We start from the raw sequence: 25,042 nt of genomic DNA, 5'->3' as shown, positions 1-25,042 counted from the left end.
TCTTTCATTCGAATTCATAGGACATTGCAGATAATGCATATAACGGAGCTGTTTCCGTGCGTAAAATTCGTGGCCCAAGAGATGTAAACAGTGCGCCGCTTTCTTTTAACAGTGAAACTTCCACTTCTGAAATTCCGCCTTCCGGGCCGAATACAAGGAGTATCGAGTCTTTATCATACAATGATTTCAATGTTTCGGCAAACCGCTTCCGGCTGCTATCCCGAGCTTCTTCTTCGTAAGCTACAATGACGGCATCAAAGGATCGTGCCGCTTCCATCAGCTGTTTGAACGTATGGATATTATGTATGTACGGGATATGTGTCCGATGTGACTGTTCAGCTGCTTCTTTTGCAATTTTTTGAAGCCGAACCCGTTTCTTTTCACTTTTCGATCCATCCCATTTGACAATTGAACGCTCCGCAGCAAAAGGAATCAAGGCATGCATGCCAAGCTCCGTGGATTTTTGTGCAATCAGTTCCAGCTTGTCGCCTTTTGGCAGCCCGCAAGCAATCGTCACTTGTTTGGGCATTTCAACATCTGCTTCGATTTCGTTGTCGATGTGGACTTCCACATCAAATTCTGCAGACAGAATGGTCGAAAGAAACGCTTTTCCACCTGCCACAACTATCAATTGGTCCCCTTCACTTTGACGCATAACTTTGGCGATGTGCTTCGCATCATCGCCAGTTATGGTCACTTTATGATTTTCGGGTACGTGGCCTTCAATAAAATATCTCTGCATCTCTGCACCCCGTTATTCCGGTTTTTTTGATATGATCGTTACCCAGTCTTCCATCATCATGACATCTTCGACAATAAACCCTGATGTTTCAAGCGCTTGTTTCACATCGTTTTTCTTTGCTGAAATGATGCCTGAAGTAATATAGCGTCCCCCTGGTTTGACTACATTGAACGCATCGTCTGTAAAGGAGATGATGATTTCAGCCAGAATATTGGCTACCACTACATCGCCTGGCTCATCAATCGTATCCAGCAGATTCCCTTGGACTACGTTGATTTTGTCCTGGGCTTTATTCAGTTTGACATTGATGCGGGCAGAACGTACAGCAACTTCATCCAAATCAAGGGCATGGACTTCTTTCGCTCCGAGCAAAGCAGCTCCGATTGCCAATACACCTGATCCAGTCCCTACATCAATCACGCGATGGCCCTGTTTAACCGTTTTTTCCAGCGCTTGAAGGCTCATCACTGTAGTAGGATGGGTACCTGTTCCAAATGCCATGCCTGGATCTAATTCGATGATCAATTCATCGCTTGATACCGGTTTATAAATTTCCCATGTTGGTACAACCGTAAAACGCTGTGAGATTTTAACAGGGTGATAATACTTTTTCCACGCTGTTGCCCATTCTTCTTCGTTCACTTCACTGATCGTCACCACATTGGACCCTATATTGATATCAAATTTCACCAAATTGCTGATGGCCAGTTTAATCGCCTCAACTGTTTCTCCCAAAAAGCTATTGACGGGCAAATAAGCCTTTAAAATAACGCCTTCATTTGGAAAATCATCTGGATCCAGTGCATAAATTTCTCCAAACTGGTCTTCACGTTCTTTCGTCAAATCTTCCGAGTCTTCTATCACAACGCCGCTCGCCCCTGCTTCGTGCAAAATATTCGACACAGGTTCAATCGCTTCGTTTGTCGTACGGACCGCTAGTTCTGACCATTTCATTTAAGACCGGCTCCTTTACTCACCTTTAATTGTTCGTTTAATCTTATCAAACAGCGAACTGCCTTGCTCTTCTGGAATATCTCCACTGATTTCCGCAAATTCACGGAGCAGCTGTTTTTGTTTTTCGTTCAGTTTCGTTGGTGTTTTTACCCGTACGATGATGTGCTGATCGCCCACGCCATAGCCGTGGACATTTTTGACACCTTTTCCTTTCAATCGGAAACGGGCTCCACTCTGAGTTCCGGCTGGTATCTTCAACTTTACTTTACCCGATACAGTAGGAACTTCGATTTCGTCCCCAAGTGCTGCCTGAGCAAAAGTGATCGGCAAGTCCAGATAAATATCGTCGCCTTCACGTTCAAATGTTTTATGCGGTTTTATGCGGAATACTACATATAAATCTCCCGCCGGTCCGCCGTTGACTCCTGGACCGCCTTGTCCGCTGACACGCAATTGCTGGCCATCATCCACTCCTGCCGGAATAGTGACTTTGATTTTTTTGATCTTGCGCACTGTTCCTTCACCGCGGCAAGTTGCACATTTCTCTTCGATGATCTGTCCCGTACCTTGGCAATAATGGCAGGCACGGCGGTTAACCATACGCCCGAATGGCGTATCTTGGGTAACATTCAACTGGCCGGAGCCTTCACAATGCGAACATTTTTTCGGTTTGGTTCCCGGTTTTGCACCTGAGCCATGGCAAGTTCCGCACGTTTCATCTTTCGGAATTTCCACTTCTGCTTCTTTTCCGAAAACTGCATCCAAAAAATCAATGGTCATGGAATATTGGAGATCGTCGCCTTTTCTTGGCGCATTCGGATCACGCCGTCTTGTGCCGCCACCAAAAAACGTGCTGAAAATATCTTCGAATCCGAAACCATCAGCGCCGCCTGCGCCAAAACCGCCAAATCCTTGGTTCGGATCTTGATGGCCGAATTGATCATATTGTGCTCTTTTTTGGTCGTCGCTCAACACTTCGTATGCTTCTTTTACTTCTTGGAATTTCTCTGAAGCATCTGCAGCTTTATTAATATCCGGATGGAATTGTTTTGACAATGTCCGGTATGCTTTCTTAATTTCTTCTTTAGAAGCGGTCTTGGAAACACCCAGCACTTCATAATAATCTCGCTTGTTCATAAGTCACTCTCCCTCTTACAGTCAACTGTAATTGTACACGGTTTAGAATAGGCTTGCAAAGACTCTAAGAAAAGCGGAAGCGCCCATATAGATTCGACGGGCATATGACACTTTGGCGAAGTGGCATGTTTTCAGCCACACAGCCAGCGTAGCTTATGACCCTAGGATCTGGGCGCTGGAGTCTAGACAAAAATCCGCTATTATAAAGCCGTTTAAACCATCCAAATAAAAATCATTTATACGCGGGAAAAAGCCAAAGCATGTTGCTTTGCTTTGACTTTTCCCGGTCTTGCTTATTTATCGTCTTTTACTTCTTCGTATTCAGCGTCTACAATATCATCGCTTCCTGGCGCTCCGCCTTCAGCTCCCTGTTGGGCTGCCGCAGCTTGCTCATAGGCTTTCATTGCCAATCCTTGAAGAATTTCGTTCAATTTATCTTTTTTCTCACGGATTGCATCAATGCTGTCGCTTTCTAGAGCAGCCTTCAATTCATCACGTGCTTCTTCCGCTTGGCGTTTTTCTTCGTCTGTTACAACTTCGCCAAGGTCTTTGATCGTTTTATCTGTTTGAAAGACAGCTTGGTCCGCTTCGTTGCGAAGTTCAACTTCTTCTTTCACTTTCGCATCCGCTTCTGCATTTTCTTCCGCTTCTTTGATCATGCGTTCGATTTCATCTTCAGACAATGATGTGTTGGATTGAATTGTGATTGTCTGTTCTTTTTGTGTTCCAAGGTCTTTCGCTTTAACGCTGACAATACCGTTTTTATCAATATCGAATGTCACTTCGATTTGCGGAATGCCGCGTGGTGCCGGTGGAATATCCGACAATTGGAAACGTCCAAGCGTTTTGTTGGCTGCTGCCATCGGACGCTCTCCTTGAAGTACATGGATGTCTACAGCTGGCTGGTTGTCAGCCGCAGTTGAGAACGTTTGTGATTTTGAAGTCGGGATTGTCGTATTGCGTTCGATCAATTTCGTGAACACGCCGCCCATTGTTTCAATACCAAGAGATAGTGGAGTTACGTCAAGAAGAACAACGTCTTTCACGTCACCAGTCAAGACAGCGCCTTGTACTGCTGCTCCCATTGCTACGACTTCATCCGGGTTAACGCCTTTATGCGGGTCTTTGCCAGTTTCTTTCTTAACTGCATCTTGTACAGCCGGGATGCGAGTTGAACCACCCACTAAAATTACACGGTCAAGTTCAGATGGCGAAATGCCTGCATCTTTGATCGCCTGACGAGTTGGGCCCAATGTACGCTCAACAAGAGAGTGAGTCAATTCATCAAATTTCGCACGAGTCAATGTCACTTCCAAGTGAAGCGGTCCAGCTTCTCCTGCAGTGATGAATGGCAGCGAAATTTGTGTAGAAGCAACGCCTGAAAGGTCTTTTTTCGCTTTTTCAGCAGCATCTTTCAAGCGCTGAGTTGCCATTTTGTCTTTCGACAAGTCAATGCCGTTGTCTTTTTTGAATTCCTGCACCAAGTAATCGATGACAAGCTTATCAAAGTCATCTCCGCCTAGACGGTTGTCGCCGGCAGTTGATTTTACTTCAAATACTCCATCACCAAGTTCAAGGATGGAAACGTCGAACGTACCGCCGCCAAGGTCATAAACAAGGATAGTTTCGTCAGTTTCTGTTTTATCCAGGCCGTATGCAAGTGCAGCTGCAGTCGGCTCGTTAATGATGCGTTCCACTTCAAGTCCCGCGATGCGTCCAGCGTCTTTTGTCGCTTGGCGTTGTGCATCGTTAAAGTATGCAGGAACTGTGATAACCGCTTTCGTTACTTTTTCACCTAAGTATTCTTCAGCATAGCCTTTAAGATATTGAAGGATCATCGCAGAAACTTCCTGAGGCGTATAGTCTTTGCCTTCAGCTGAAACGGTTTCCTGTGTTCCCATAAGGCGTTTAACCGATTGAATTGTATTCGGGTTTGTGATGGATTGGCGTTTTGCAACTTCGCCGACTTGGCGTTCGCCGTTTTTAAATGCAACGACAGAAGGAGTTGTACGGTTGCCTTCTGGATTTGGAATGATTTTTGGTTCGCCGCCTTCTAGAATTGCGACAGCTGAGTTTGTTGTTCCTAAGTCAATACCAATAATTTTGCTCATTTAAATTCCTCCATTACTCAATTATTCGTTAACTTTTACCATTGACGGACGAAGCACTCTGCCTTTTAGGGTATACCCTTTTTGAAGTTCCATTAACACGGAACCCGACTCGGCGTTTTCGTCTTTTTCCTGCATAACTGCCTGATGGAAGTTCGGGTCGAAAGGTTCTCCAAGCGCCTTAACTTCTTCGAGGCCTTCACGTTTAACAGCTTCCAGCAAGTTATTCCGGACCATTTCCAGCCCTTTCAAAATAGAAGCGGCTTCTTCACTTTTCGCTTCAACAGCCAATGCGCGGTCAAAGTTATCCATGACAGGCAATAAATCCGTCAACAGCGACTGGGCACGGAATTTTTCTGCATCTTGTTTGTCTTTTTGAGCGCGGCGCTTGAAATTATCATAATCCGCCATAAGACGAAGATACTTGTTTTGTTCCGCTTCTAATTGCTCCCGGAGCGCAGCCGTTTCATCAACTTGTGCTTCTGCCGCTTCTTCGGACGCTTGCCTTCTGGCAGTTTCTGTTTCAGAATCTGTTTGCGCCTGGAATTCCTCGTCTACTTCCACTTCGCTTACAACATCTTCAGTTTGTTGAGGTTCTTTTTCTTTAGACAAATCTGTTCCTCCTTTATTTCACTTACCCTGGATCATTCGGGTCAATTGTTTCGATAATTCGCCGCTTAGTGTATCCAATAAAGTAACGACACGTTTATAATCCATGCGTTTTGGGCCTACTATAGCGATTGAACCCGTCTGTTCTTCTCCGATATCGTACGAAACGGTGATTACGCTGCAGTCTTCCATTGCAGACAAAGCGTTTTCTGAGCCAATCCGTATATGAAGCCCTTGGCTGCCGACAGGCAAAATCATCGGAATGTGCTTGGATTCTTCCATGACATTCATCAGATCCCTGATTTTGTGAAGATCATGGAAATCAGGCTGTCTCAGGATGTTCAGCTTGCCGCCGTAATAGACATTATCCTCATGAGGGGAAATGACCGCTTTCCGGAAAGTGGAAAACAATTCACCATAACGATTGACATGCTGTTTGAAAACAGTCAACGTTTCTTGTTCCAAGCGCAGATGCAGCTCGTTCAGCGACACACCTACAAGACGGTCATTCAAAATATTGACCATCTTTTCGATATCTGCAGGATCAAGCCCCTCAGGTATCGTGAAGACCCGATTTTCCACATGCCCATTGTCAGTGACGATGATAGCCACTGCGGTATCCATGGTCAACGGGACAATCGACAGTTTTTTTACGGTATGCTTCCGGACATCCGGTCCTAGCAGGATGGACGTATAATTCGTCAGTTCTGACAAAATCATCGCCGACCGTTTGATGATTTCTTCGGTCTCCGCAATTTTATCTTCAAAAATAGACTGAAGCTGCTGGATGTCTTGTTTCGGAAGCGGGCGCGGCGTCAGCATATGGTCAACATAATAGCGATACCCTTTTTCAGAAGGGATGCGTCCGGATGAAGTGTGGGTTTTTTCTAAAAAACCCAACCCTTCGAGGTCAGCCATTTCATTGCGAATCGTTGCCGGACTAAATGGAAGTTCGGATTTTTTTGATAGTTGGTTCGATCCGACCGGCTGAGCTGATTGAATGTAATCATCTACTGTCACTTTTAAAATGAGTAACTGCCGTTCTGTTAACATGATCATCACCTCTGTTAGCACTCTATGTGTGCGAGTGCTAATACTATATTAAAATTAACAAATTCCATTTCCCTTGTCAACGGATGCGCCTTTTTTTGTGTAGACTTATTTACCTACCGAAAAGGCATGCTGCTTTCCCTTTCGTTTAGCCCAGAAGAAATTGTTCGAACACTTCATTGCCGACAAAGCGCCCTTTCTTGGTCAGCTTTACTCTGTCGCCTTCAATAGCCAGATTTTCATTGGCCACTTCTTTAGCCAATATCGCTCCATATACTTGTTCCAGAGATTGCTGGAATTTCTCTTCAAAGCCGCTGATGGAAACACCCGCTGTTTTGCGCAAGCCAAGAAACATTTCTTCTTCCATTTTTTCGTTGACCGGCACTTCGTGTGTATTTAAAATCGGACGGATTCCTTCGTCAAGCGGTGCCATGTATTTTTTCAACGGCCCCGCATTTGAATAGCGCACGCCATTTACATAGCCGTGGGCTCCTGCTCCGACTCCGATATATTCAGCATTGTCCCAGTACAATAAATTATGGCGCGACTCGAAACCGGGCAACCCGAAATTGGAAATTTCATATTGCTGCAGCCCTCTGGCTTCCATTTCATGCATTAACTTTTCGTACATATCCGCTTCCAGATCCTCGGTTACTGTATTGAGCTTCCCTTTCGTCATCAAGTTGTAAAAAACAGTTTTCGGCTCGATGATCAACGAATAGGCAGAGAAATGCGGCAAACCGAATTCAAACGCCTGCGTTAATGTATCTTCCCATTGCGCCATTGTCTGGCCAGGCAATCCATACATCAAATCAAAGCTCAAGTTCGTAAAGCCGACTTCCCGCGCTTCTTTAACTGCTCTTTTGACGTCGCCATTGCTATGGGTACGGCCCAGGCGTTTTAAAAGGTCCGCATCAAATGACTGGACGCCCATCGAAAGGCGGTTGACGCCGCCATTGAACAAGACCTGCATTTTTTCTTTTGTCAATTCATCTGGATTTGCTTCAGACGTCCATTCCAGGTTTTCTGCCATCGGCACGTATTGATGAATATACGCGAGCAATTTCTGCAATTGTTCTGGGGTCAAAGACGTAGGTGTCCCGCCTCCAAGAAAAATGGTTTCAAGCGGATGATCGAGCGCGCCTTCCTGTTTCCAAAGCGCCAGTTCTTTTCCGAGGGAATCGATATAGGCATCCACCGGCTGGTCTTTGAAGAATACTTTATTGAAATCACAATAATGACAAATCTGATGGCAGAATGGGATATGGATATACAACCCTTTAACCATGCTATTCCTTCTTTCTAATAAGAAAAGGAGGCGCAAAGTCGGCCTCCTCTTTTTTGTTTATTTTGATTGGTCATCCATTTTCAGGATGGCCATGAATGCTTCCTGAGGAACTTCTACAGAGCCCACTTGCTTCATGCGCTTCTTGCCTTCTTTTTGTTTATCAAGAAGTTTCCGTTTACGGGAGATGTCTCCGCCGTAACATTTAGCAAGAACGTTTTTGCGCATAGCACTGATGGTTTGGCGCGCAACGATTTTTTGTCCGATCGCTGCTTGGATCGGCACTTCAAATTGCTGGCGCGGGATTAAATTTCTTAATTTATCAACAATGGCTTTTCCGCGCTCATATGCAAAGTCTCTATGGACGATGAAGCTTAGCGCATCCACTTGTTCACTATTCAATAGGATATCCATTTTAACCAGTCTGGATTCTTTATAGCCAATCAGTTCATAATCGAACGAAGCATAGCCTTTAGTGCCGGATTTCAGCTGATCAAAGAAATCATAAACAATTTCAGCCAGCGGCAATTCGTAGATGATGCTGACACGCGTCGCATCGATATAGTCCATTGTCATAAAGTTGCCGCGTTTCTTCTGGCAGATTTCCATAACCGCTCCGACATAGTCGTTCGGAACCATTACAGTCGCTTTGACATAAGGTTCATTTACTTTTTCAATCTTTTGTGCATCCGGCATCATGGCCGGGTTATCAATTTTCAGCACTTCACCGTCTGTCATATGAACATCATAAATAACGCTTGGCGCCGTGGTAATCAAATCAATATTAAATTCACGTTCGATCCGCTCCTGGATAATTTCCATATGCAAGAGGCCTAAGAATCCACAGCGATAGCCGAAGCCCAGAGCCTGGGAAGATTCCGGTTCAAATTGTAGTGCGGCGTCATTAAGTTCCAATTTTTCCAATGCATCACGAAGATCATTGTATTTGGATGTATCAATCGGATACAATCCGCAGTACACCATCGGATTTAAACGGCGGTAACCTGGCAAAGCTTCAGCCGCCGGATTATCAGCCAGTGTAATAGTATCGCCGACTGTGGAATCTCCGACGTTTTTGATGGCAGCAGTGATAAAGCCGACATCCCCAACAGTCAATTCTTCCTGAAGCGCTGCATGCGGCGTGAAAACTCCCGCTTCGATGACATCGAATTCTTTGCCGGATGCCATCATTTTGATGCGGTCGCCCGGTTTGATTGTCCCTTCCATAATGCGGATGTAGGCAACTACACCGCGGTACGGATCGTAAAGCGAGTCGAAAATCAGCGCTTTTAAAGGTGCGCTTGGATCGCCGGTTGGTGCAGGAACTTTTTCAACAACTTGTTCCAAGATTTCTTCGATGCCGATGCCTGCTTTTGCAGAGGCAAGAACGGCTTCCGAAGCATCCAACCCGATCACTTCTTCGATTTCGCCTCTTACGCGTTCCGGGTCAGCTGCCGGCAAATCGATTTTATTGATGACTGGAAGAATTTCAAGTTCGTTGTCCAGCGCCAGGTAGACGTTTGCAAGCGTCTGCGCTTCAATTCCTTGTGCAGCATCCACGACCAGGACAGCGCCTTCACAAGCTGCGAGACTGCGGGATACTTCATAAGTGAAATCGACGTGTCCTGGAGTATCGATCAAGTGCATAATATAGGTTTCCCCGTCTTTTGCTTTATAATGCAATTGAACAGCATTCAATTTGATCGTAATGCCGCGTTCCCGTTCAAGATCCATGGAATCCAAAGATTGAGCTTTCATTTCCCGGGAAGTCAGAGCTTCTGTTTTCTCCAAAATACGGTCAGCAAGCGTAGACTTTCCGTGGTCAATGTGCGCAATGATGGAAAAGTTGCGTATTTTGCTTTGGCGTGCTAATCGTTCCTCATGATTCATTCTCTTCACTCCTATATAAACTACTCTGAATTATAACAGCACCGCTTCTAATGAGCAATCATGGGCTATTTAAAACGTTTCGCTGTCAAGGAAAACTTCTTTGCACATATCTATTGCATTCTTTTCCATGATTTGATAAAATAACTGATGTTGTATAGAGACATAAAAGAGTTGAGATGATCCCATCTCTGTTCCTATTTGTCTAGGAGGTGAAATACATGCCAAACATTAAATCTGCTATCAAACGTGTTCGCACGAATGAATCGAAAAACGCTCAAAACTCACACGTGAGATCGACTATGCGTTCTGCTGTCAGAAAAGCTGATCAAGCTCTTTTGAGCAACGAAGAAAACGCTAGCGATACAGTAAAAGCGGCAATCAAACAAGTGGAAAAAGCGGCTTCTAAAGGGCTTATCCACAAGAACACTGCAGCTCGCAAAAAATCTCGCTTGATGAAAAAACAAGCGTAAAACGCAAAAGGCCGATTCCTTAATGGAATCGGCCTTTTTACTTTGTTATCATGTTTTTGGTTTGTTCTGAATAAGTTGGAAAACAATTAAATTTCATCACTTTATGATATTCCGCCAACCAGCTGCGAAGCTATTGGCCGAATCATTTCGGTCAATAGCTTTGCGACGAGCTTGCGCAGGAGCAGCGCACTTTCATGTCTCGAAGCTAGCGAAGCGATGCAGAGACAGTATGTTTTCCTCCGCAGTTTGGCTCCATATCTCTCGTTAGAAACCCAAAATATATAAAGTCGCCTATTTTTCAAAGAGCTTATCCAGCGTAGGCGCGTTCAGGGGCGAGACGGAGCAATGAGACGGGTGGTCTTCTCGGCTCATTGCGGGAGTCCTGCCCAAAGCGGCCGAAGCGGCATGTAAAAAGATAATTCTTTAATTCAACTTGTGTAGCAAGAGATTCTCCTCGACCTAAAAAGTTAAGTGATCGCTTGAAACTTATTTTTTCCCTCTTGCCGCTAGACCGGCGTATTCGTTTTCCTTCCTTGTTTCCGTTTCATCAAAAAGAATTCGAGAATCCGTTCGCGGTTGCCGCTTTGGGTTTTCAGCTGCAGATCAATCTCCGCCAAATCGTTGAGCACTTCGAGCAAACGCTGTTCAGGAATTTGCTGGCGTTTTTCAACCAGAAGCTTTACCCGGTAAGGATGCGCTTTTAATTGTTTGGAAATCTGCTGGGCATGGTAGCCTTTCTTCTGCAGATAATAAACGTGCACCATAAAACGGATTTGCGACGCAAGCAATGCCGTCAATGCGACCGGCTCTTCTTTTTGGCGGATCAAATCGTAATAGACGCTCAATGCTTCACTGATATTCCCGTCCAAGTAAGCCTGCAGCATTTTAAAGGCGTCCTGCTCAAGTGTCCGGGCGGTCATCTGCTCAATCAGCTGTTCCGTAATTTCTTCTTCGGAACCCAGGTAAAGCGACATCTTTTCTATTTCTGAAGACAATAAAGTCAAATTCGTGCCCGCTACCTCAATCAAGCGCTGTGCTGCCAGCTTTTCGATATGCTTGCCGAAGCTTTTTGCTTCGTGCTGCACCCAAACTTCCAAATCGTTGGCTTGCAATGCCTTCGCTTCCACCATCACTGCATGCTGCTTGATCAGCTTGGTGATTTTCTTACGCTCATCCAGCTTTTCGTAAGGCGCTACAAAAATCGTGACCGAACTTGAAGGCGGATTTTCCAGCCAAGCCTCCAGGGCTTTTAAATTATGGTCAATTTTTTCTTTTCCGCGTTCAGCCGCTTTCAAGAAAGAAGCATTTTTGGCGATAATCAATTTTCTGTCACTGAAAAACGGAATGGTATCCGCTTCTTCTATTACATTATCGACAGGAACCTCTTCCAAATCGAAATTAATGAATTCCGGTTCCCCATCCGTCATTTTCGATTTCAATAAATCCAGCGTTTTCTCAATAAAATAACTTTCCGTTCCGGTAATAACATAGACAGGGTCTATTTGTCCGTTGCGAATGGCTTTCCATACTGAAGTGATCATGAAACGCACCTCCTCTCTCTACTATATCGGATTTCGCCGCTGTTTGGTATTTCGACATTTTTGTGTCAGTCCTGAATATCCCCGGATAATATTCAGTTCAATCTAGATTTTTAACTTTCATTCGCTTATAATAAGAGGGAATTAGGAGGGATAGCAATGAATGAATTTGAACAGAATGTACAGTCGAAGCGCAATGACGCTATCGACGCAGGAATGGGATTTGTTGTATCATTCGTATTTTTTGCAGCTATCTTTATTATTGCGGCAGTAGTGCAATTTGTAGCTCGCTAAATAGAAAAAAAGGTTCCCGCCTAATGGCAGGAACTTTTTTTTGTTTAGCGCATGGTTTGAAACTTTACGTCTCCATCTTGAAATTGAAATTTAATCGTCCCGGTTTCTGCAGTATTCAAAGTCGGAAGCCCCAATTCATCAAACCTCTCCACAACTTCTTCACTCGGGTGGCCGTACCGGTTGTCAATGCCTGTTGAAAAAATCGATACTTCCGGCTGTACAAGCGATAGAAATTCTTTGCTGCTGGAAGTCTTGCTGCCATGGTGCCCCACTTTCAAAACACTTAAAGCTGTCAGGCTGGTGCCGAAAGTTTCTAACAAGTCCTGCTCTCCAGCCGTCTCCAAATCTCCTGTAAATAATACACGGAAATCCCCGCTCTCCACGAGCAGCACCAAAGAATCATTATTGCCTTCATATTCAGCATCGCTAGGAGATAAATAGCTGAAGCTGACTCCACTTTCCTTCCATCCTGCGCCTTTTCCCGGAAACAGCACTGGCGCTTCTCCTGCAAAAGGAGCGAGTGCTTGCATGATATCTGTAGCCGCTGAGCCAGGCGATAAATGCAGTTCATTGACTCTAAAAAGTGGAAACAATTCTTCGGCCCCTTCTGCATGGTCAGCGTCTGCATGGCTCAGCACCAATATATCAATAGTTGAAATGCCGTTGCCTTTTAAATAAGGAGCCACCACTTGCCTGCCGACTTCATACGGCTTATTCCGTTTTTTGAATGCTTCTGTGTCAAAGCGGAGCAGACCACCGCTGTCAATCAGATAAACTCCTCTGCGGTAAGGCAGTTCAATCACCGCACTGTCTCCTTGGCCGACATCCAAAAAAGTCACTTTAAGCGCCGGATCAAAATAAGGCAATGCACTGAAACAAATCGCAGGAGCCAATAATACCAGCAATTGCCTGAGGCGAAAACCGCGTTCTGCTAAACTGTAAAAAGCCATCACACTTGTAAATAAGGCAAGCATCATTAAAGGGCCAGGCTTTCCCGGATTCCACATTTGATAAGGAAGGCCTGACAGCCAATGCATGACTGTTTCGATAAATCCGCGCACCGGCACATAAAAATAAAAAACAAAATCCGCTGCAGGCTGAAACAAAAACGTCAAGCCGAGCAAAACCAAATTTACCGGCAATATGAACAAAGTGTAGAGCGGCACGAATAAGCTGTTTACCAGGAAGGCAGACAGTGAAATTTCATAAAAATGATGCAATAGCAAAGGATAAAGAGTCAACTGGGATATGGCAGTAATGATGAGCCCGTTTTTAACGGCTGACCCTTCTCCCGATAGAAAACGGGTTGAGTAAATGATTCCAAAAGAAGCCCCGTATGATAATTGGAAGCCGATATCGTACATTATATAAGGGTCCCATAAAATAAACATGGCAAAGCTGGCTAACAGAATATGCGCAATCGATAGCCGGATTCGGAAAAGCCGAAAAACCATAACGGCGCTCACCATACAGATTGACCGCAAAACCGACGGCGCCCCTCCTGCAAGCACACCATACATCGGGAGAATGGCTAATAGTAGCAGCAAAGCCGTTTCTTTTCGAATATGCAGGCGGACCAGAATAAAATATCCAATACCAACGATAATGGCGACATGAAGACCCGAAATGGCAAATAAATGGGTGATGCCAAGCGTTTGATACATGAGTCGATCTTCATTTGTCATGTTTTCCTGTTCGCCAATCAGCAATGCTTCCGCTTCAGCCGCCAAAGCCGGAGGAAAAGAAGCTTGTATATGCCGTTTAAGCCATTTCCTGCGCTCATATAGCTTACTGAGCATCGTCGGGGCCGCCTCTACCCCTTTAACCGTCTGGATGGCTAAAATATAGCGGGAACCGTTATGATTCAAATACTTCTGCATATCAAAAGAAAATTCATGTGACGGCGGAGAAGGCTTTTCGAAAACTCCCGTAATATAAAGCTTGGATTTATACAGGCTTTCTTCCATGGCCGCTTTTTCTTCCGGAGACTCCAGCTGGTACTTTGCATAAACGACCGTGCCGTCTGCCAGTCGGGCAAAGCCTCTTAAGCCGTCTCCATCAATCACATAATTCCCATTAAATTCCAATTCACCTGCATAAGGCTTTGCGTAATCAAATGCATCCTGAGCTCTTAATTCCTGCAATAGAAAGCAACCGCCGGCAATCAAAGCAATAATTGCCATGTGCTGATACGACTCCCTTTTCCAGACCATCCAACAAAAAAGCAGCGTCATGAACACGAGCTGAACCGCTGTATCATGCGCTGCAAAAGTGGCAATTACGATTGCCGTTGCTATATAAATCCAACTATTTTCGTTTAAACTTCGACTTCTCCGAATAATTGATCCACCCGCTTAGTGTAATAGGCCAATTCTTCTTCAGTGCCGCCTTTTTCCCGCAGCGTCTCCAGCATTTCCATGTACAGATTGGCTTTTTCAGCGCTTAAAAAGTCGATTTTGCGTTCATCAAATATGACTTGTACCACTTCGACTCCTGCCTGTTCAAACAACTCGATGGCATAGGCATGATTTTTATAGTCCGCCGCGTAATAAAGCCGCGAAATCCCTGCTTGGATAATCGATTTTGAGCATTGTAGGCATGGAAAATGGCTGACGTACATATCCGCCCCATTGACGCTGACGCCGTATTTAGCGCATTGCAAAAGAGCATTCATCTCCGCATGGATGGTCCGGACGCAATGGCCGTCGACAACGTAACAGCCTTTATCGATGCAATGGTCGCCGCCGGAGATGGATCCGTTATAGCCGCCTGCCATAATCCGCCGGTCACGTACAATGGTCGCGCCTACCGCAAGCCGTGTACAAGTGCTTCTGAGTGCTAGTAAATGGCTTTGCGCCATGAAGAATTGATCCCAAGTTATTCGCTTCATCTAATTGCCTCCTGCTATTTTGTCTAAAATAAGTGTAGCAGAGGGGGATTATTCGTCAACCGTCCGTTCGCCTCATCTGCCGGTCAGTTGACAGTGATGCTGTCTTTCAGTTTTTCAAAGGTTTTATCGCCAATGCCGGTAACATTGGTGAGATCCTCCACTTTTTGAAAATTGCCGGTTTCCGTCCGGTAAGCGATAATCGCAGCCGCTTTGGATGGACCGATTCCCGGCAATGTCATCAAATCGACATCGGCAGCAGTGTTTAAGTTCACCAAAGCTTCTGCAGCGCCGGCAGAAGCGGCGGCGCTTGGCTGAATCGCCGGCAGAACGGCTTCTTCTCCAACTGCCGGTACATAAATCACCATTTCATCTTGAACTTTCATGGCCAGATTAATGGCTTTTGGTTCTGCCGTGCCCAAAAAACCGCCCGCTGCATCGATGGCGTCTTTCATTCGGGAATCTGGCGGCAGCTCATAAACGCCAGGCTTTTCAACTTGCCCTTTAATATCAACCATTAAAATTGTTGGTACTGGATTTTGAGTGGGGGTTTCCGTCTGCTGAGGGGGTTCAGCTTGGATTAATTCAAGAGATGTTTCCAGATCAGAATCTGTTTCTTGTTGAGGAAATAAAAAATAAACAGCTAACAAGACAATGGCAACCGCCGGAATTAGCAGCCAGCCAAATTTGCTTCGAAGTTCTGAAAAATTCAGCGGACATTCCTCTTTTCTTCAGAAGGCAATTAGATAGGAAGCTGTCTGAATTGTACATTAATTAATGAGACTTGTCTAATTGATTTTCATACAGGATTTGCTCGATTCGAATAATAGGCTTAATCCAAAAAAAGCCGCCCGCAAAAATTGCGGACAGCTTCTAGTTTAATTTAGTTTTTCTTTGCGTGGAAAAAGATGCGTTCGCTTTCTTCGTCCGGTGCTTCACCCGTAAAATCGGCTGTGACCGATTCCACTTGGAACCCAGCTGCTTCCAGCCAAGCTGCATAATCAGCAACTTCAAAAGTGCGCTGTTCATGCGTTTCCTCGAAGCGTTCAAACAATTGGCCTTGCTGAATGAAAAACGTAATATCGTGGATCACGCTATGGGCATAATCGCCAGGTTCAGTATGCCAAATATAGGCAATGTCTTCCCCATCGTAAACAAACGGGCTGTCCATATAAACATGGTCCACTTTGTAGACAGAATGGACATCAAAGAAAAAACGCCCGCCTTCATTCAAGGCCGCGAAAACTTCCTTGAATGTCTGCTGCACTTGTTTTTCAGTGTCCAGATAATTGAGGGAATCAATTGCGATAGTGACCGCGTCAAAGCCTGACAGCCCTTCCAGGTTATCCATCGACAGCTGAAGCACAGGGATGTGCTGGCCTGCTTCCTGGAATCGCTGGCTGGCAATTGTCAGCATTTCTTCTGATAAATCGCTCGCCGTCACTTCAAATCCCATTTCGCTGAAAAGCTGGGAAAGGGTTCCTGTCCCGCAAGCCAAATCCAGAATTTTTCCGGACTGGATCTGGGAAGCAACCCATTCTACCCATTTTTCATACGGAACATCTTCCATCAGTTCATCATAAACTGATGCAAATTTTCCGTATCTCATATTTCCATTGTCGGCGCTTCTCTCCATAGGCGCTCTAAATTGTAATATGAACGCTCATCTTTATGGAAAACGTGAGCGACAACGTCTCCTAAATCGACCAATATCCAGCGTGCCGCGTCGAATCCTTCAACGCTTTTCACCGTATTGCCGGCTTTGTTGGACTGATCGATCAACTCTCTGGCAATTGCCTGCACTTGGCGATCGGAATTACCGCTGCAAATAATGAAATAGTCAGCAAGCAACGAAATGCCTTCCATATTCAAGACAACGATATCTTCAGCTTTTTTATCCTCGGCAGCATTGTATGCCATTTGTAATAATGTTTGTTTAGTCATTCTTTCACTTTCCCTTTCTGTTGCACGAAGTATTGGTAACACTTCAGTGAATCCGGATAAACCGGTTGATTTTTTGATACCAGGAATTCGATGGTATGTTTAACGCTGGCTTCCATCATAACATCCAATCCCTGATCTGCTAATTGTCGCAATTCTTCAACTCCTGAAAATTTGCGGGTCGGTTCGATAAGATCAGCAATATAGATGATTTTCTCCAGGTCAGACATTCCTGGGCGGCCGGTCGTATGGTATTTGATGGCATTCAGCACATCTTCATCGTCAATGCCAAATTCCGTTCGGGCCATATACGCTCCAACAGGGGCATGCCATAATTCGGCATGGTATTCAAGCAATAATGGATCCATGTTTTCAGAAATAAGGATCGATTTCATCCATTCCCGGTCCGAAAATTTCGCTACGTCGTGCAAAATAGCAGCGACACGCGCTTTCTCCACCGGCACATTGAATTTTTCTGCCAAGACAGTTGCCGTCTCGACTACCCCTCTCACATGGTTATAGCGATTTTCAGGCAGCCGTTCCTTCACTTTCTCAATCATCATGCTTTGATCCATATAACCGCTCCTTTCGAATAAAAGCTTCCACTTTTTCAGGTACTAAAAAAGAGATGGTTCCACCTTCTGCGACGCGGTCCCTGAGCATTGTCGACGATAGATGCAGCTCCGGCGAGTCGATCAACAGCACCGGATAAATGGTATCGTGCAAGTAGCCTGGGCGCCTGATGCCGATGAAACGGATAATTTTAGCCAAGTCATCGATGCGGTACCAAGTCGGCAGCCCTTCGATACTGTCTCCGCCGATAATAAAATAAAATTCAGCATCCGGTTCCCGTTCAATCATTTTTTTTACCGTATCAAATGTATAGGATACGCCGCCTTGCCTAATTTCAAAATCCTCTATCAGAAACTTATCATGTCCCATGACGGCAAGCCGTGTCATTTTAAGACGATGTTCTGCAGTGGCGCCGCTGACTTCTTTATGGGGAGCAATATAATTGGGCATAAAGCGGACTTCATCCAATCCTGTCGAATGGAGCGCTTCATTGGCCATAATAAGATGGCCGAGATGAGGAGGATTGAATGTTCCGCCTAAAATCCCGACTTTCTTCATCTTTTTACCGGCAGCACAATCTTCTTATTATTGACTGATGGTTTATATAGAACCACTGTGTGGCCGATCAACTGGACAAGTTCTGCATAAGTGCCTTCGGCCAGCTGTTTGGCGACGTCGTGTTTGTTATCTTCGTTATTCTGCAGAATGCTGATTTTCACTAATTCTCTTGCTTCCAACGCTTCTTCGATCTGGCGCAGCATCGTTCCGCTGACCCCGCCTTTGCCGACTTGGAAGATTGGATCTAGATGATGAGCTTCGCTTCGCAAAAAGCGTTTTTGTTTACCTGTTAACATAATTGCCTCCTAATTTTTCTGTAATGATTTCAATCATTTTTTCAGTGTCCGGTTTAATTCCTGTCCATTTCTCAAAAGCGATTGCGCCTTGATAGACAAACATTCCCACACCATTCATAATTGTACAGTTTTTTTCTTGTGCCGCTTTCAAAAACGGCGTCTCAAGCGGATTGTAGATGATATCCGCTACGAGTGATCCCATGCTTAAATTTTCCAATGAAATCGGCAATGCCTCGTCTTTCGCTAAGCCGACAGAAGTGGTCTGGATAATAATGCTGAAGTCCGCAAGCGACAATTCCGCATCTTTTATCGTCAATGCAGAACTGCCGGACGCTTCCGCCAGTTCTTTTGCCCGGCGATACGTTCGGTTTGTGATGGTGACATCTTTATAATTGGCACGTTTTAAAGCAAAAGCAATGCCTCTTGCGGCTCCGCCGGCACCAATAATCAGCACTTTTTCATTCAAGGTGACCGGCTGTGCAGACAATGACCGTACAAAGCCATCGCCATCTGTGTTCCAGCCGATGTATTGGCGGCCGTTAAAAGTGACCGTATTGACCGCATTCATCACGACCGCCGTTTCATCAAGTTTACTTAAAAAAGGAATAATGGACTGTTTATGCGGCAATGTAATGTTAAAGCCGCTGATCCCTAAAGTTTTCATCGCATTAAAGGCATTTTCCAGTTCAAAAGGCTGGACATGAACCGGTATATACGTGGCGTCAATGCCATGTTCTTCAAACCAATAATCGTGCATGAAAGGCGACAGGGAATGCGCAATCGGGTCGCCTATTACCGCATACCATTTCTTCATCAAAATCCCCCTAGATCAGTGATGGTCTTAAAAACACTTCTACTCCTCTAGGAGCATATGCAGCGATGACTACATTCGGGTGCTGAACGGTAATCCAGCCTAAGCCTGAATAGACAATATCTGTCTTACCTTCTTTTACCCGAAATTCGTGCCGCACTAACTCTGGAAAATCATCTTTATACTGAGTAGTTGGCGGTGACAGCATTTCACCGAGATGCTGTTCATAAAGTGCATCTGCATTTTCCAATTTGGTGCGGTGAATCTGCAAGTCGTTCGCTACATGAATGGTGAACGAAGAGCGGTCTCCCTGGATAAAGTCGAAACGGGCAAGGCCGCCAATAAATAGTGTCTGTTCGGCGTTCAATTGGAACACCCGCGGCTTTAATTCTTTTTTCGGCATGATCATTTTCAACTCTGAAGAATGCAAATGATGAGCTAATTGATGATGATTGATGATTCCCGGTGTATCAAAAAGTGATTTTTCATCATCCAATGGAATCTCGATCAAATCGAGTGTTGTTCCTGGAAAATGGGAAGTGGTGATGATATCCGATTGGCCAGTCGCTTGTTTAATAATGCGGTTGATGAACGTCGATTTGCCGACATTTGTTGAACCCACCACATAAACGTCCTGTCCTTTGCGGTACTTGTCAATCGCCTCCATCGCTTCTACGACGCCGGTTCCTTTATGCGCACTAACCGTCAAAACGTCAATCGGCTTTAAGCCCAGTTTTTTCGCTTCTTGCTTCATCCAATTGATGAGCTTCGCCTGTTTGACTGATTTTGGCAGCAAGTCCGCTTTGTTGGCAATCAATAAAATATCGTTGTTGCCTACAAAACGGTGCAGTCCTGGAATCCAGCTGCCGTTGAAGTCAAAAATATCAACGATTTTCACAATCAGCCCTTTGCGTTCTCCAAGCCCGTTTAAAATTCTTAAAAAGTCGTCGTCAGTCAGAGATACCGGCTGAAGCTCGTTGTAATTTTTCAAACGGAAGCAGCGCTGGCAAATAATTTCTTCTTTATCTAAAGATGATACCGGTGCGTAGCCAAGTTCCCCTGGCCGTTCTGTCTGGATCTGTGCTCCGCAGCCGATGCATGTTGGCATTTCGTTCAATTTTCTTCCTCCCATGTCAATTGTCCTTTTTCTTTTAACTTCTTCATGATGCGGCGTTCCATTAGTCGGTTAAAACGGGTAAAGAACCCGTCTGACTGGGCTACCGGCAAAACTAATATCGTGTGCAGTTTATTTAAATTCCCGCCAAAAATGTCTGTCATCATTTGGTCACCGATAACCACGACTTGATCGCGTTTCACATTCATCAATTTTAACGCTTTTCGGAACGCCCTGCCCATTGGCTTGCGCGCTTGATAAATAAACGGGATGCCAAGCGGATCTGCAAAAGATTTAACTCGTAATTCATTGTTATTCGATACGATAACCACTTGTATTCCCGCCACTTTCATTGATCTTAGCCAATCAATCAGTTTCGGTGTTGCATCTGGACGGTCCCATTCAACCAATGTATTATCTAAATCCGTAATAATTCCCCGGACACCTTTTTCAAGCAGCGCTTCCGGGGAAATATCAAAAACGCTTTTTACATATTGACTCGGTATAAAATATCGATACATCACAAACAACTCCTGTTTTCCAACTTAATTCTATTGATTATACCATATGTGCAAGGGCTTCTCCCACCTTGATCTGTTCTCCGCTTTTCGCATTTCCACAAAAATCAATGCGATTTTCTTCAAAGAACAGCACAACGGTGGAACCAAAACTGAAATAAGCCACTTCTTCGCCTTTTTCCCATGAGTTTTGATTGTTCGTCAATTTAATGGAATTGATGAACATGGCACCGACTTTCACTACCAGCATACTGCCGAAGGCCGTTTCAAGCTCTGTGATCATGCGGTAATTGCCGCTGATCGGAGACTTGCCGTACATAAGCCCTGGACCATTGACAGGATAAGATTTTTTTCCCAGAACATATTGTTTGAGGATATTCCCGGATGCGGGGCTATGGATTCGGTGATAATCGGCAGGTGAAAGATAAAGCACAATGTATTTGCCGTTTTGATACGCATCAGCCAGCCCGTTATTGCCCAAAAGATCGGCTAATGAATATTGCTGGTTTTTCACCAGAAAACGGATCCCTTCATGCATGTCCCCTAAGATTTCAATTTTGCCGTCTACCGGGGAAACAACCGGCAGTCCAGCAGTTGGCCTGCTTTCCGCTTTTAGCTTACGGATAAAAAAATCATGCAGCGTCGGAAAAGAATTTACATGATTTTCAATATCTGCCGTAGCTATTTTGTAAGTTTTGATATAATTTGGAATCACCCATCGGCTTGCCGAAGATTGGGCAAAAGAGCGGATTAAGCTTGATGTGACTGGTCCATTCGTCAATTCAATCGATCGCTGATAAAGCTTTTTCTTCACACGGACACCTCCATTGCTTAAAATAGTCTACCATTTTTTGTTCTTTCACAGTATAATGAAGTGAAGAAGTTTACAAAAAAAAGGAGTGTCTTCCATTGCTGATACTAGAACGAATGGATCACACAATTAAAAAACTCAGATCACAAGCAGCAAATGTGCTGACGATCGGCAATATGGCTTTCGGCGGTGCCTCTCTAATGGCGGCACTCAACGAATTCTACAGCTATAGTGTGCTATTTATTTTTATTGCTGCATTTTTGGATCGCTTTGATGGCATGGTTGCCAGGAAATTCAATCAGGAGTCGGAACTCGGCAAACAATTGGATTCCATGAGCGACATTATATCGTTCGGCATTGCACCGGCTATTTTAATTTATGAGCTTGTGCTGGTCGATTTCGGAGTCACCGGAATGGTATTCACGGTCATTTATATTGCGAGCGGCGCTTTTCGTCTTGCACGCTTTAATATTTCTGAAGCGAACGGTTACTTTACCGGCTTGCCGATCACGGCAGCAGGAACTGTTGTAACTTTGTCTTATTTCGGTATTTCAACTATTCCGCCCGTTGCCTATATGTTCCTCTTTATATTATGTTCTTTATTAATGATCAGCACTTTTACATTACGGAAAGTATAAAAGCTGGAAGCGTTCAATACAACGCTTCCAGCTTTTTTATTTTGCAGCGAGACGTTCTACGACATTTAAAACAATTTCCGTAGAATGTTTGGCAGCTACCGGCAAAAATTCGTCAAAAGAAATATTCGATTCTTTGCCGGCAATGTCAGATAATGCCCGGATGACAACAAATGGCACATTAAATTGGTGGCATACTTGTGCAACGGCTGCTGCTTCCATTTCAGAGGCCTTCATGTCCGGGAAGAATCCGCGTACTTTCTCTACGCGTTCCGCATCATTCATAAAAGAATCTCCGGTAGCAATCAGCCCGACTGCATAAGGATGCTCTCCCAGTTCTTCAACTGCTTTAACTGCAATGGAAACGAGTTTTTCATCGGACCGGAAAGCGGCAGGCAATTGCGGCACTTGGCCCATTTCATAACCGAAGACCGTAACGTCAACATCATGGTGGCGGACTTCATCTGAAATAACAATGGCACCGACTTCAAGTTCTTGATCGAATCCTCCAGCCGATCCCGTATTGATCACCATATCCGGTTTATATTGCTGAAGCAAAAGAGTCGTCGACATTGCTGCATTTACTTTGCCGATGCCGCTTTTTAAAAGAACGACTTCCTGTCCTTTGTATGTACCTGAGGTAAATTCACAGTTTGCAATTTCCTCAACCCGAGCGTTTTCCAGGCTTCCTCTTAATAATTCCACTTCTTCTTCCATTGCACCGATTACACCGATTTTCATCTGTCTATCTTCCTCTCGCCTATGAATTTTATTCAAAAAAAAGACGCCTTTTAATAGGCGCCTTCCAGTGTTTTCAATACATCCATCTTCACGGGTTTCCAGCCTTTTCCGTCAATCCATTCCAAATGGACACGGTATTTTTCTGATTGATCTTTAGACTGGACGACACCAATCGACTTTTGAGGGCCACCGCCATTTTTTATCATCATAACATACATATTGTCTTCAGCTAGACCCGTCGCATATGTAATAGCTTTGATTTTTTCTTTCCAATCGATTGAATCTTTTTCATAAACCGAAACATGCTTGCCCTTTTGAGTAGTGCCTACCGGCTCCCAGCTCGTATTGATGATCGACTCTGCCACGATGGGATCATTTGAAGCTTCCCGTGTAATCGTGCCGCCAACAGTCACTTTGCCTTCTTTTGTTTTTTCGGCTTCTTCAGCTTTTTCTTTTTCTTCTTTAGCAGCTTCTTCCGCTTCTTTTTCTTTTTCGGCTTCAGCTTCAGAATCCTTTTCTGAGTCTTCAGCAGCGTCAGCTTCTTCAGTGTTGCTTCCTTCTTCACTCGTTTGCTGTTCCGTATCTGTTGTGATTTGGACAGATTCCGGTTCCTCGGCGCTTTGTTCGCCATTATCAAAGAATATAAAAGCTCCGGTAATAATAACTAAAGTAAACACCAACCCAATCATCATATTTAGAATGGAATTCGACCGGTTCTTTTTATTCAAACGAGAAGGATAAGGTTTTTTTTCATCATTCATATTCTTGCCTCCTCTTCAAATTATTTTAGCATAATGCTATGTTACAAATTTGACGTTTTAGCAAAAGAAATGTTTCATTATCGGCCTTTTTTAAAAAAACAGCCATTCTAACTAAGAATGGCTGTCCGAATTAGGTAATTGAAACTATCTTAATTTCCATTTCGCCGCCTGGAGTCAAAACTTTAACATTTTCACCAATTGAACGTCCAATCATGCTTTTGGCAATAGGCGAATCATTGGAGATGCGGCCTTCAAGAGGATCCGCTTCTGCCGACCCGACGATTGTATATGATTCTTCTTCGCCGTCCGGAACTTCCACAAAAGTTACGGTTGTGCCTAAACGGACGATATCTCTATCTAATTCATTTTCATTTATGATAACTGCATTCCGGACCATCGATTCCAACGTAGAAATACGGCCCTCCACAAATGCTTGGTCTTCTTTAGCCGAATCATACTCAGAGTTCTCGGATAAATCCCCAAAACTGCGAGCTACTTTAATCCGCTCAACGACTTCTTTCCGTTTTACAGTTTTTAAGAAATCCAGTTCTTCCTCCAACTTCTGCTTTCCTGCAGCTGTCATTGGAAATTGTTTTTCGTTCGCCATTATTCCCCACTCCTTAAACTGCTGACTTTGGATGATTTTTGGTAAACACCCGCCAGTCTGGTCTCATCATATTATAAACTGTCAATCTATTCAAGAATTGTTTTAATTTTTGTAACCATTAAATCAATTGCTACTTCGTTTTGCCCGCCTTCTGGAATAATCACATCCGCATATCGTTTTGTCGGCTCGATAAACTGGTTATGCATAGGGCGCACAACGCTTAAATATTGATCAATTACGGAATCGATGGTCCGTCCCCGTTCGTTGATGTCGCGCAGCAACCGGCGAATTATGCGCAAATCCGCATCCGTATCCACAAACAGCTTAATGTCCATCAAATCGCGGAGGCGCTGATCTTCCAGAACCAGAATGCCTTCAAGAATGATGACGTCTTTTGGCTCAATCAATACAGTTTCATCAGAACGCGTATGTAGCGCATAATTATAAACCGGTTTTTCTATCGGCTGCCGTTGCAGCAATTTGTTGATGTGTTCAATCAGTAAATCTGTATCAAATGCCAGCGGATGGTCATAGTTCGTTTTCAAACGTTCTTCAAACGCTAAATGGCTTTGATCTTTATAATAATAATCCTGTTCGATCACCACTACCGAGTGATCTTTGAATACTTCATAAATGGAATGCGTCACGCTCGTTTTACCTGAGCCCGAACCACCTGCAATTCCGATTACGACCGGACGGTTTTTAGACATGC

General features: G+C 44.5%; 28 protein-coding genes. 3 read left to right on the top strand and 25 right to left on the bottom strand.

Translation table 11 applies throughout. The annotated features are described in order from the left end of the window. Nucleotides 1-4 precede the first annotated feature (4 nt). The 8 genes from QWY16_RS08230 to lepA all read right to left on the bottom strand — a co-directional run bounded on the left by QWY16_RS08230 (nt 5) and on the right by lepA (nt 9,775). Nucleotides 5-742, bottom strand: coding sequence for a 16S rRNA (uracil(1498)-N(3))-methyltransferase (locus QWY16_RS08230; protein ID WP_300992580.1), 738 nt, complete (start codon nt 740-742; stop codon nt 5-7). 12 nt (nt 743-754) lie between these two features. After that, nucleotides 755-1,696: a 50S ribosomal protein L11 methyltransferase gene (prmA, locus tag QWY16_RS08225; RefSeq protein WP_300992578.1), complete on the bottom strand. Its 942-nt coding sequence runs from the start codon at nt 1,694-1,696 to the stop codon at nt 755-757. 15 nt (nt 1,697-1,711) lie between these two features. After that, entirely contained in the window at nt 1,712-2,833 is a 1,122-nt protein-coding gene (dnaJ, locus tag QWY16_RS08220; protein ID WP_300992576.1) for a molecular chaperone DnaJ, read from the bottom strand. A gap of 293 nt (nt 2,834-3,126) precedes the next feature. After that, a complete protein-coding gene (gene dnaK / locus QWY16_RS08215; protein ID WP_300992574.1) occupies nt 3,127-4,944 on the bottom strand; it encodes a molecular chaperone DnaK in 1,818 nt (605 codons plus the stop codon). Between the two features lie 21 nt (nt 4,945-4,965). Beyond that, the gene (gene grpE / locus QWY16_RS08210; RefSeq protein ID WP_300992572.1) at nt 4,966-5,553 is read right to left on the bottom strand and encodes a nucleotide exchange factor GrpE; all 588 of its coding nucleotides are present in this window, start codon (nt 5,551-5,553) and stop codon (nt 4,966-4,968) included. Between the two features lie 18 nt (nt 5,554-5,571). Further along, complete coding sequence (gene hrcA, locus QWY16_RS08205; RefSeq protein WP_300992570.1) at nt 5,572-6,603, bottom strand: heat-inducible transcriptional repressor HrcA; 1,032 nt, start codon at nt 6,601-6,603, stop codon at nt 5,572-5,574. A 145-nt stretch (nt 6,604-6,748) separates the two neighbouring features. After that, nucleotides 6,749-7,888, bottom strand: a complete 1,140-nt coding sequence (gene hemW, locus QWY16_RS08200; protein WP_300992568.1) for a radical SAM family heme chaperone HemW — start codon at nt 7,886-7,888, stop codon at nt 6,749-6,751. A 57-nt stretch (nt 7,889-7,945) separates the two neighbouring features. Beyond that, the gene (gene lepA, locus QWY16_RS08195; protein ID WP_300992566.1) at nt 7,946-9,775 is read right to left on the bottom strand and encodes a translation elongation factor 4; all 1,830 of its coding nucleotides are present in this window, start codon (nt 9,773-9,775) and stop codon (nt 7,946-7,948) included. Nucleotides 9,776-9,993: 218 nt separating this feature from the next. On the opposite strand from lepA, the gene rpsT reads away from it, so the two are divergent. Continuing rightward, nucleotides 9,994-10,245 (top strand): 30S ribosomal protein S20, encoded by a 252-nt coding sequence (rpsT, locus tag QWY16_RS08190; RefSeq protein ID WP_300992564.1) that lies wholly within the window; start codon nt 9,994-9,996, stop codon nt 10,243-10,245. Between the two features lie 506 nt (nt 10,246-10,751). Here the strand turns inward: rpsT and holA are convergent. Further along, nucleotides 10,752-11,786, bottom strand: coding sequence for a DNA polymerase III subunit delta (gene holA / locus QWY16_RS08185; RefSeq protein ID WP_300992562.1), 1,035 nt, complete (start codon nt 11,784-11,786; stop codon nt 10,752-10,754). A gap of 156 nt (nt 11,787-11,942) precedes the next feature. Between holA and QWY16_RS08180 the strand changes: the two genes are divergently transcribed. Beyond that, complete coding sequence (locus QWY16_RS08180; protein ID WP_036806444.1) at nt 11,943-12,077, top strand: YqzM family protein; 135 nt, start codon at nt 11,943-11,945, stop codon at nt 12,075-12,077. Nucleotides 12,078-12,121: 44 nt separating this feature from the next. On the opposite strand, the gene QWY16_RS08175 is transcribed toward QWY16_RS08180, so the two are convergent. The 12 genes from QWY16_RS08175 to QWY16_RS08120 all read right to left on the bottom strand — a co-directional run bounded on the left by QWY16_RS08175 (nt 12,122) and on the right by QWY16_RS08120 (nt 21,589). After that, nucleotides 12,122-14,260 carry a DNA internalization-related competence protein ComEC/Rec2 gene (locus tag QWY16_RS08175; protein ID WP_300992560.1) on the bottom strand — a complete coding sequence of 713 codons (2,139 nt, stop codon included), beginning with the start codon at nt 14,258-14,260 and terminating at the stop codon, nt 12,122-12,124. 134 nt (nt 14,261-14,394) lie between these two features. Next, nucleotides 14,395-14,967 carry a ComE operon protein 2 gene (locus tag QWY16_RS08170; RefSeq protein ID WP_300992558.1) on the bottom strand — a complete coding sequence of 191 codons (573 nt, stop codon included), beginning with the start codon at nt 14,965-14,967 and terminating at the stop codon, nt 14,395-14,397. Nucleotides 14,968-15,050: 83 nt separating this feature from the next. Then, nucleotides 15,051-15,614, bottom strand: coding sequence for a helix-hairpin-helix domain-containing protein (locus tag QWY16_RS08165; RefSeq protein ID WP_300992556.1), 564 nt, complete (start codon nt 15,612-15,614; stop codon nt 15,051-15,053). 233 nt (nt 15,615-15,847) lie between these two features. Next, entirely contained in the window at nt 15,848-16,573 is a 726-nt protein-coding gene (locus tag QWY16_RS08160; RefSeq protein ID WP_300992555.1) for a class I SAM-dependent DNA methyltransferase, read from the bottom strand. Next, entirely contained in the window at nt 16,570-16,908 is a 339-nt protein-coding gene (gene rsfS / locus QWY16_RS08155; protein WP_300992553.1) for a ribosome silencing factor, read from the bottom strand. Before rsfS ends, QWY16_RS08160 begins: the two co-directional genes overlap by 4 nt. Continuing rightward, nucleotides 16,905-17,480 carry a bis(5'-nucleosyl)-tetraphosphatase (symmetrical) YqeK gene (gene yqeK, locus QWY16_RS08150; protein ID WP_300992551.1) on the bottom strand — a complete coding sequence of 192 codons (576 nt, stop codon included), beginning with the start codon at nt 17,478-17,480 and terminating at the stop codon, nt 16,905-16,907. The genes rsfS and yqeK overlap by 4 nt, the downstream gene beginning before the upstream one ends. Next, entirely contained in the window at nt 17,458-18,036 is a 579-nt protein-coding gene (locus tag QWY16_RS08145; RefSeq protein WP_300992549.1) for a nicotinate-nucleotide adenylyltransferase, read from the bottom strand. The genes yqeK and QWY16_RS08145 overlap by 23 nt, the downstream gene beginning before the upstream one ends. Next, nucleotides 18,033-18,332 (bottom strand): ribosome assembly RNA-binding protein YhbY, encoded by a 300-nt coding sequence (gene yhbY / locus QWY16_RS08140; protein ID WP_300992547.1) that lies wholly within the window; start codon nt 18,330-18,332, stop codon nt 18,033-18,035. Before yhbY ends, QWY16_RS08145 begins: the two co-directional genes overlap by 4 nt. Further along, nucleotides 18,319-19,146 (bottom strand): shikimate dehydrogenase, encoded by an 828-nt coding sequence (aroE, locus tag QWY16_RS08135; RefSeq protein WP_300992545.1) that lies wholly within the window; start codon nt 19,144-19,146, stop codon nt 18,319-18,321. Before aroE ends, yhbY begins: the two co-directional genes overlap by 14 nt. Before the next feature lie 10 nt (nt 19,147-19,156). Continuing rightward, a complete protein-coding gene (yqeH, locus tag QWY16_RS08130) occupies nt 19,157-20,260 on the bottom strand; it encodes a ribosome biogenesis GTPase YqeH (protein ID WP_300992543.1) in 1,104 nt (367 codons plus the stop codon). Then, nucleotides 20,257-20,778 carry a YqeG family HAD IIIA-type phosphatase gene (locus QWY16_RS08125; RefSeq protein WP_300992541.1) on the bottom strand — a complete coding sequence of 174 codons (522 nt, stop codon included), beginning with the start codon at nt 20,776-20,778 and terminating at the stop codon, nt 20,257-20,259. Before QWY16_RS08125 ends, yqeH begins: the two co-directional genes overlap by 4 nt. A gap of 37 nt (nt 20,779-20,815) precedes the next feature. Continuing rightward, complete coding sequence (locus tag QWY16_RS08120; RefSeq protein ID WP_300992539.1) at nt 20,816-21,589, bottom strand: phosphatidylserine decarboxylase; 774 nt, start codon at nt 21,587-21,589, stop codon at nt 20,816-20,818. Nucleotides 21,590-21,684: 95 nt separating this feature from the next. Between QWY16_RS08120 and pssA the strand changes: the two genes are divergently transcribed. After that, entirely contained in the window at nt 21,685-22,224 is a 540-nt protein-coding gene (gene pssA / locus QWY16_RS08115) for a CDP-diacylglycerol--serine O-phosphatidyltransferase (protein WP_300992537.1), read from the top strand. A gap of 36 nt (nt 22,225-22,260) precedes the next feature. Here the strand turns inward: pssA and mtnN are convergent, their stop codons facing one another. The 4 genes from mtnN to udk all read right to left on the bottom strand — a co-directional run bounded on the left by mtnN (nt 22,261) and on the right by udk (nt 25,040). Beyond that, entirely contained in the window at nt 22,261-22,962 is a 702-nt protein-coding gene (gene mtnN, locus QWY16_RS08110; protein ID WP_300992535.1) for a 5'-methylthioadenosine/S-adenosylhomocysteine nucleosidase, read from the bottom strand. A 50-nt stretch (nt 22,963-23,012) separates the two neighbouring features. After that, entirely contained in the window at nt 23,013-23,723 is a 711-nt protein-coding gene (locus QWY16_RS08105) for a YrrS family protein (protein WP_300992533.1), read from the bottom strand. 130 nt (nt 23,724-23,853) lie between these two features. Further along, on the bottom strand, nt 23,854-24,330 hold the full coding sequence (gene greA, locus QWY16_RS08100; protein ID WP_300992531.1) for a transcription elongation factor GreA: 477 nt from the start codon (nt 24,328-24,330) through the stop codon (nt 23,854-23,856). An 86-nt stretch (nt 24,331-24,416) separates the two neighbouring features. After that, on the bottom strand, nt 24,417-25,040 hold the full coding sequence (udk, locus tag QWY16_RS08095; RefSeq protein ID WP_436837170.1) for a uridine kinase: 624 nt from the start codon (nt 25,038-25,040) through the stop codon (nt 24,417-24,419). Between the last annotated feature and the right edge of the window lie 2 nt (nt 25,041-25,042).

It is taken from the genome of Planococcus shenhongbingii, from assembly GCF_030413635.1.
Classification (GTDB): Bacteria; Bacillota; Bacilli; order Bacillales_A; family Planococcaceae; genus Planococcus; species Planococcus shenhongbingii.
The sequence above is the reverse complement of the archived record's forward strand: the minus strand, read 5'-3'. Positions and strand labels throughout refer to the sequence as shown.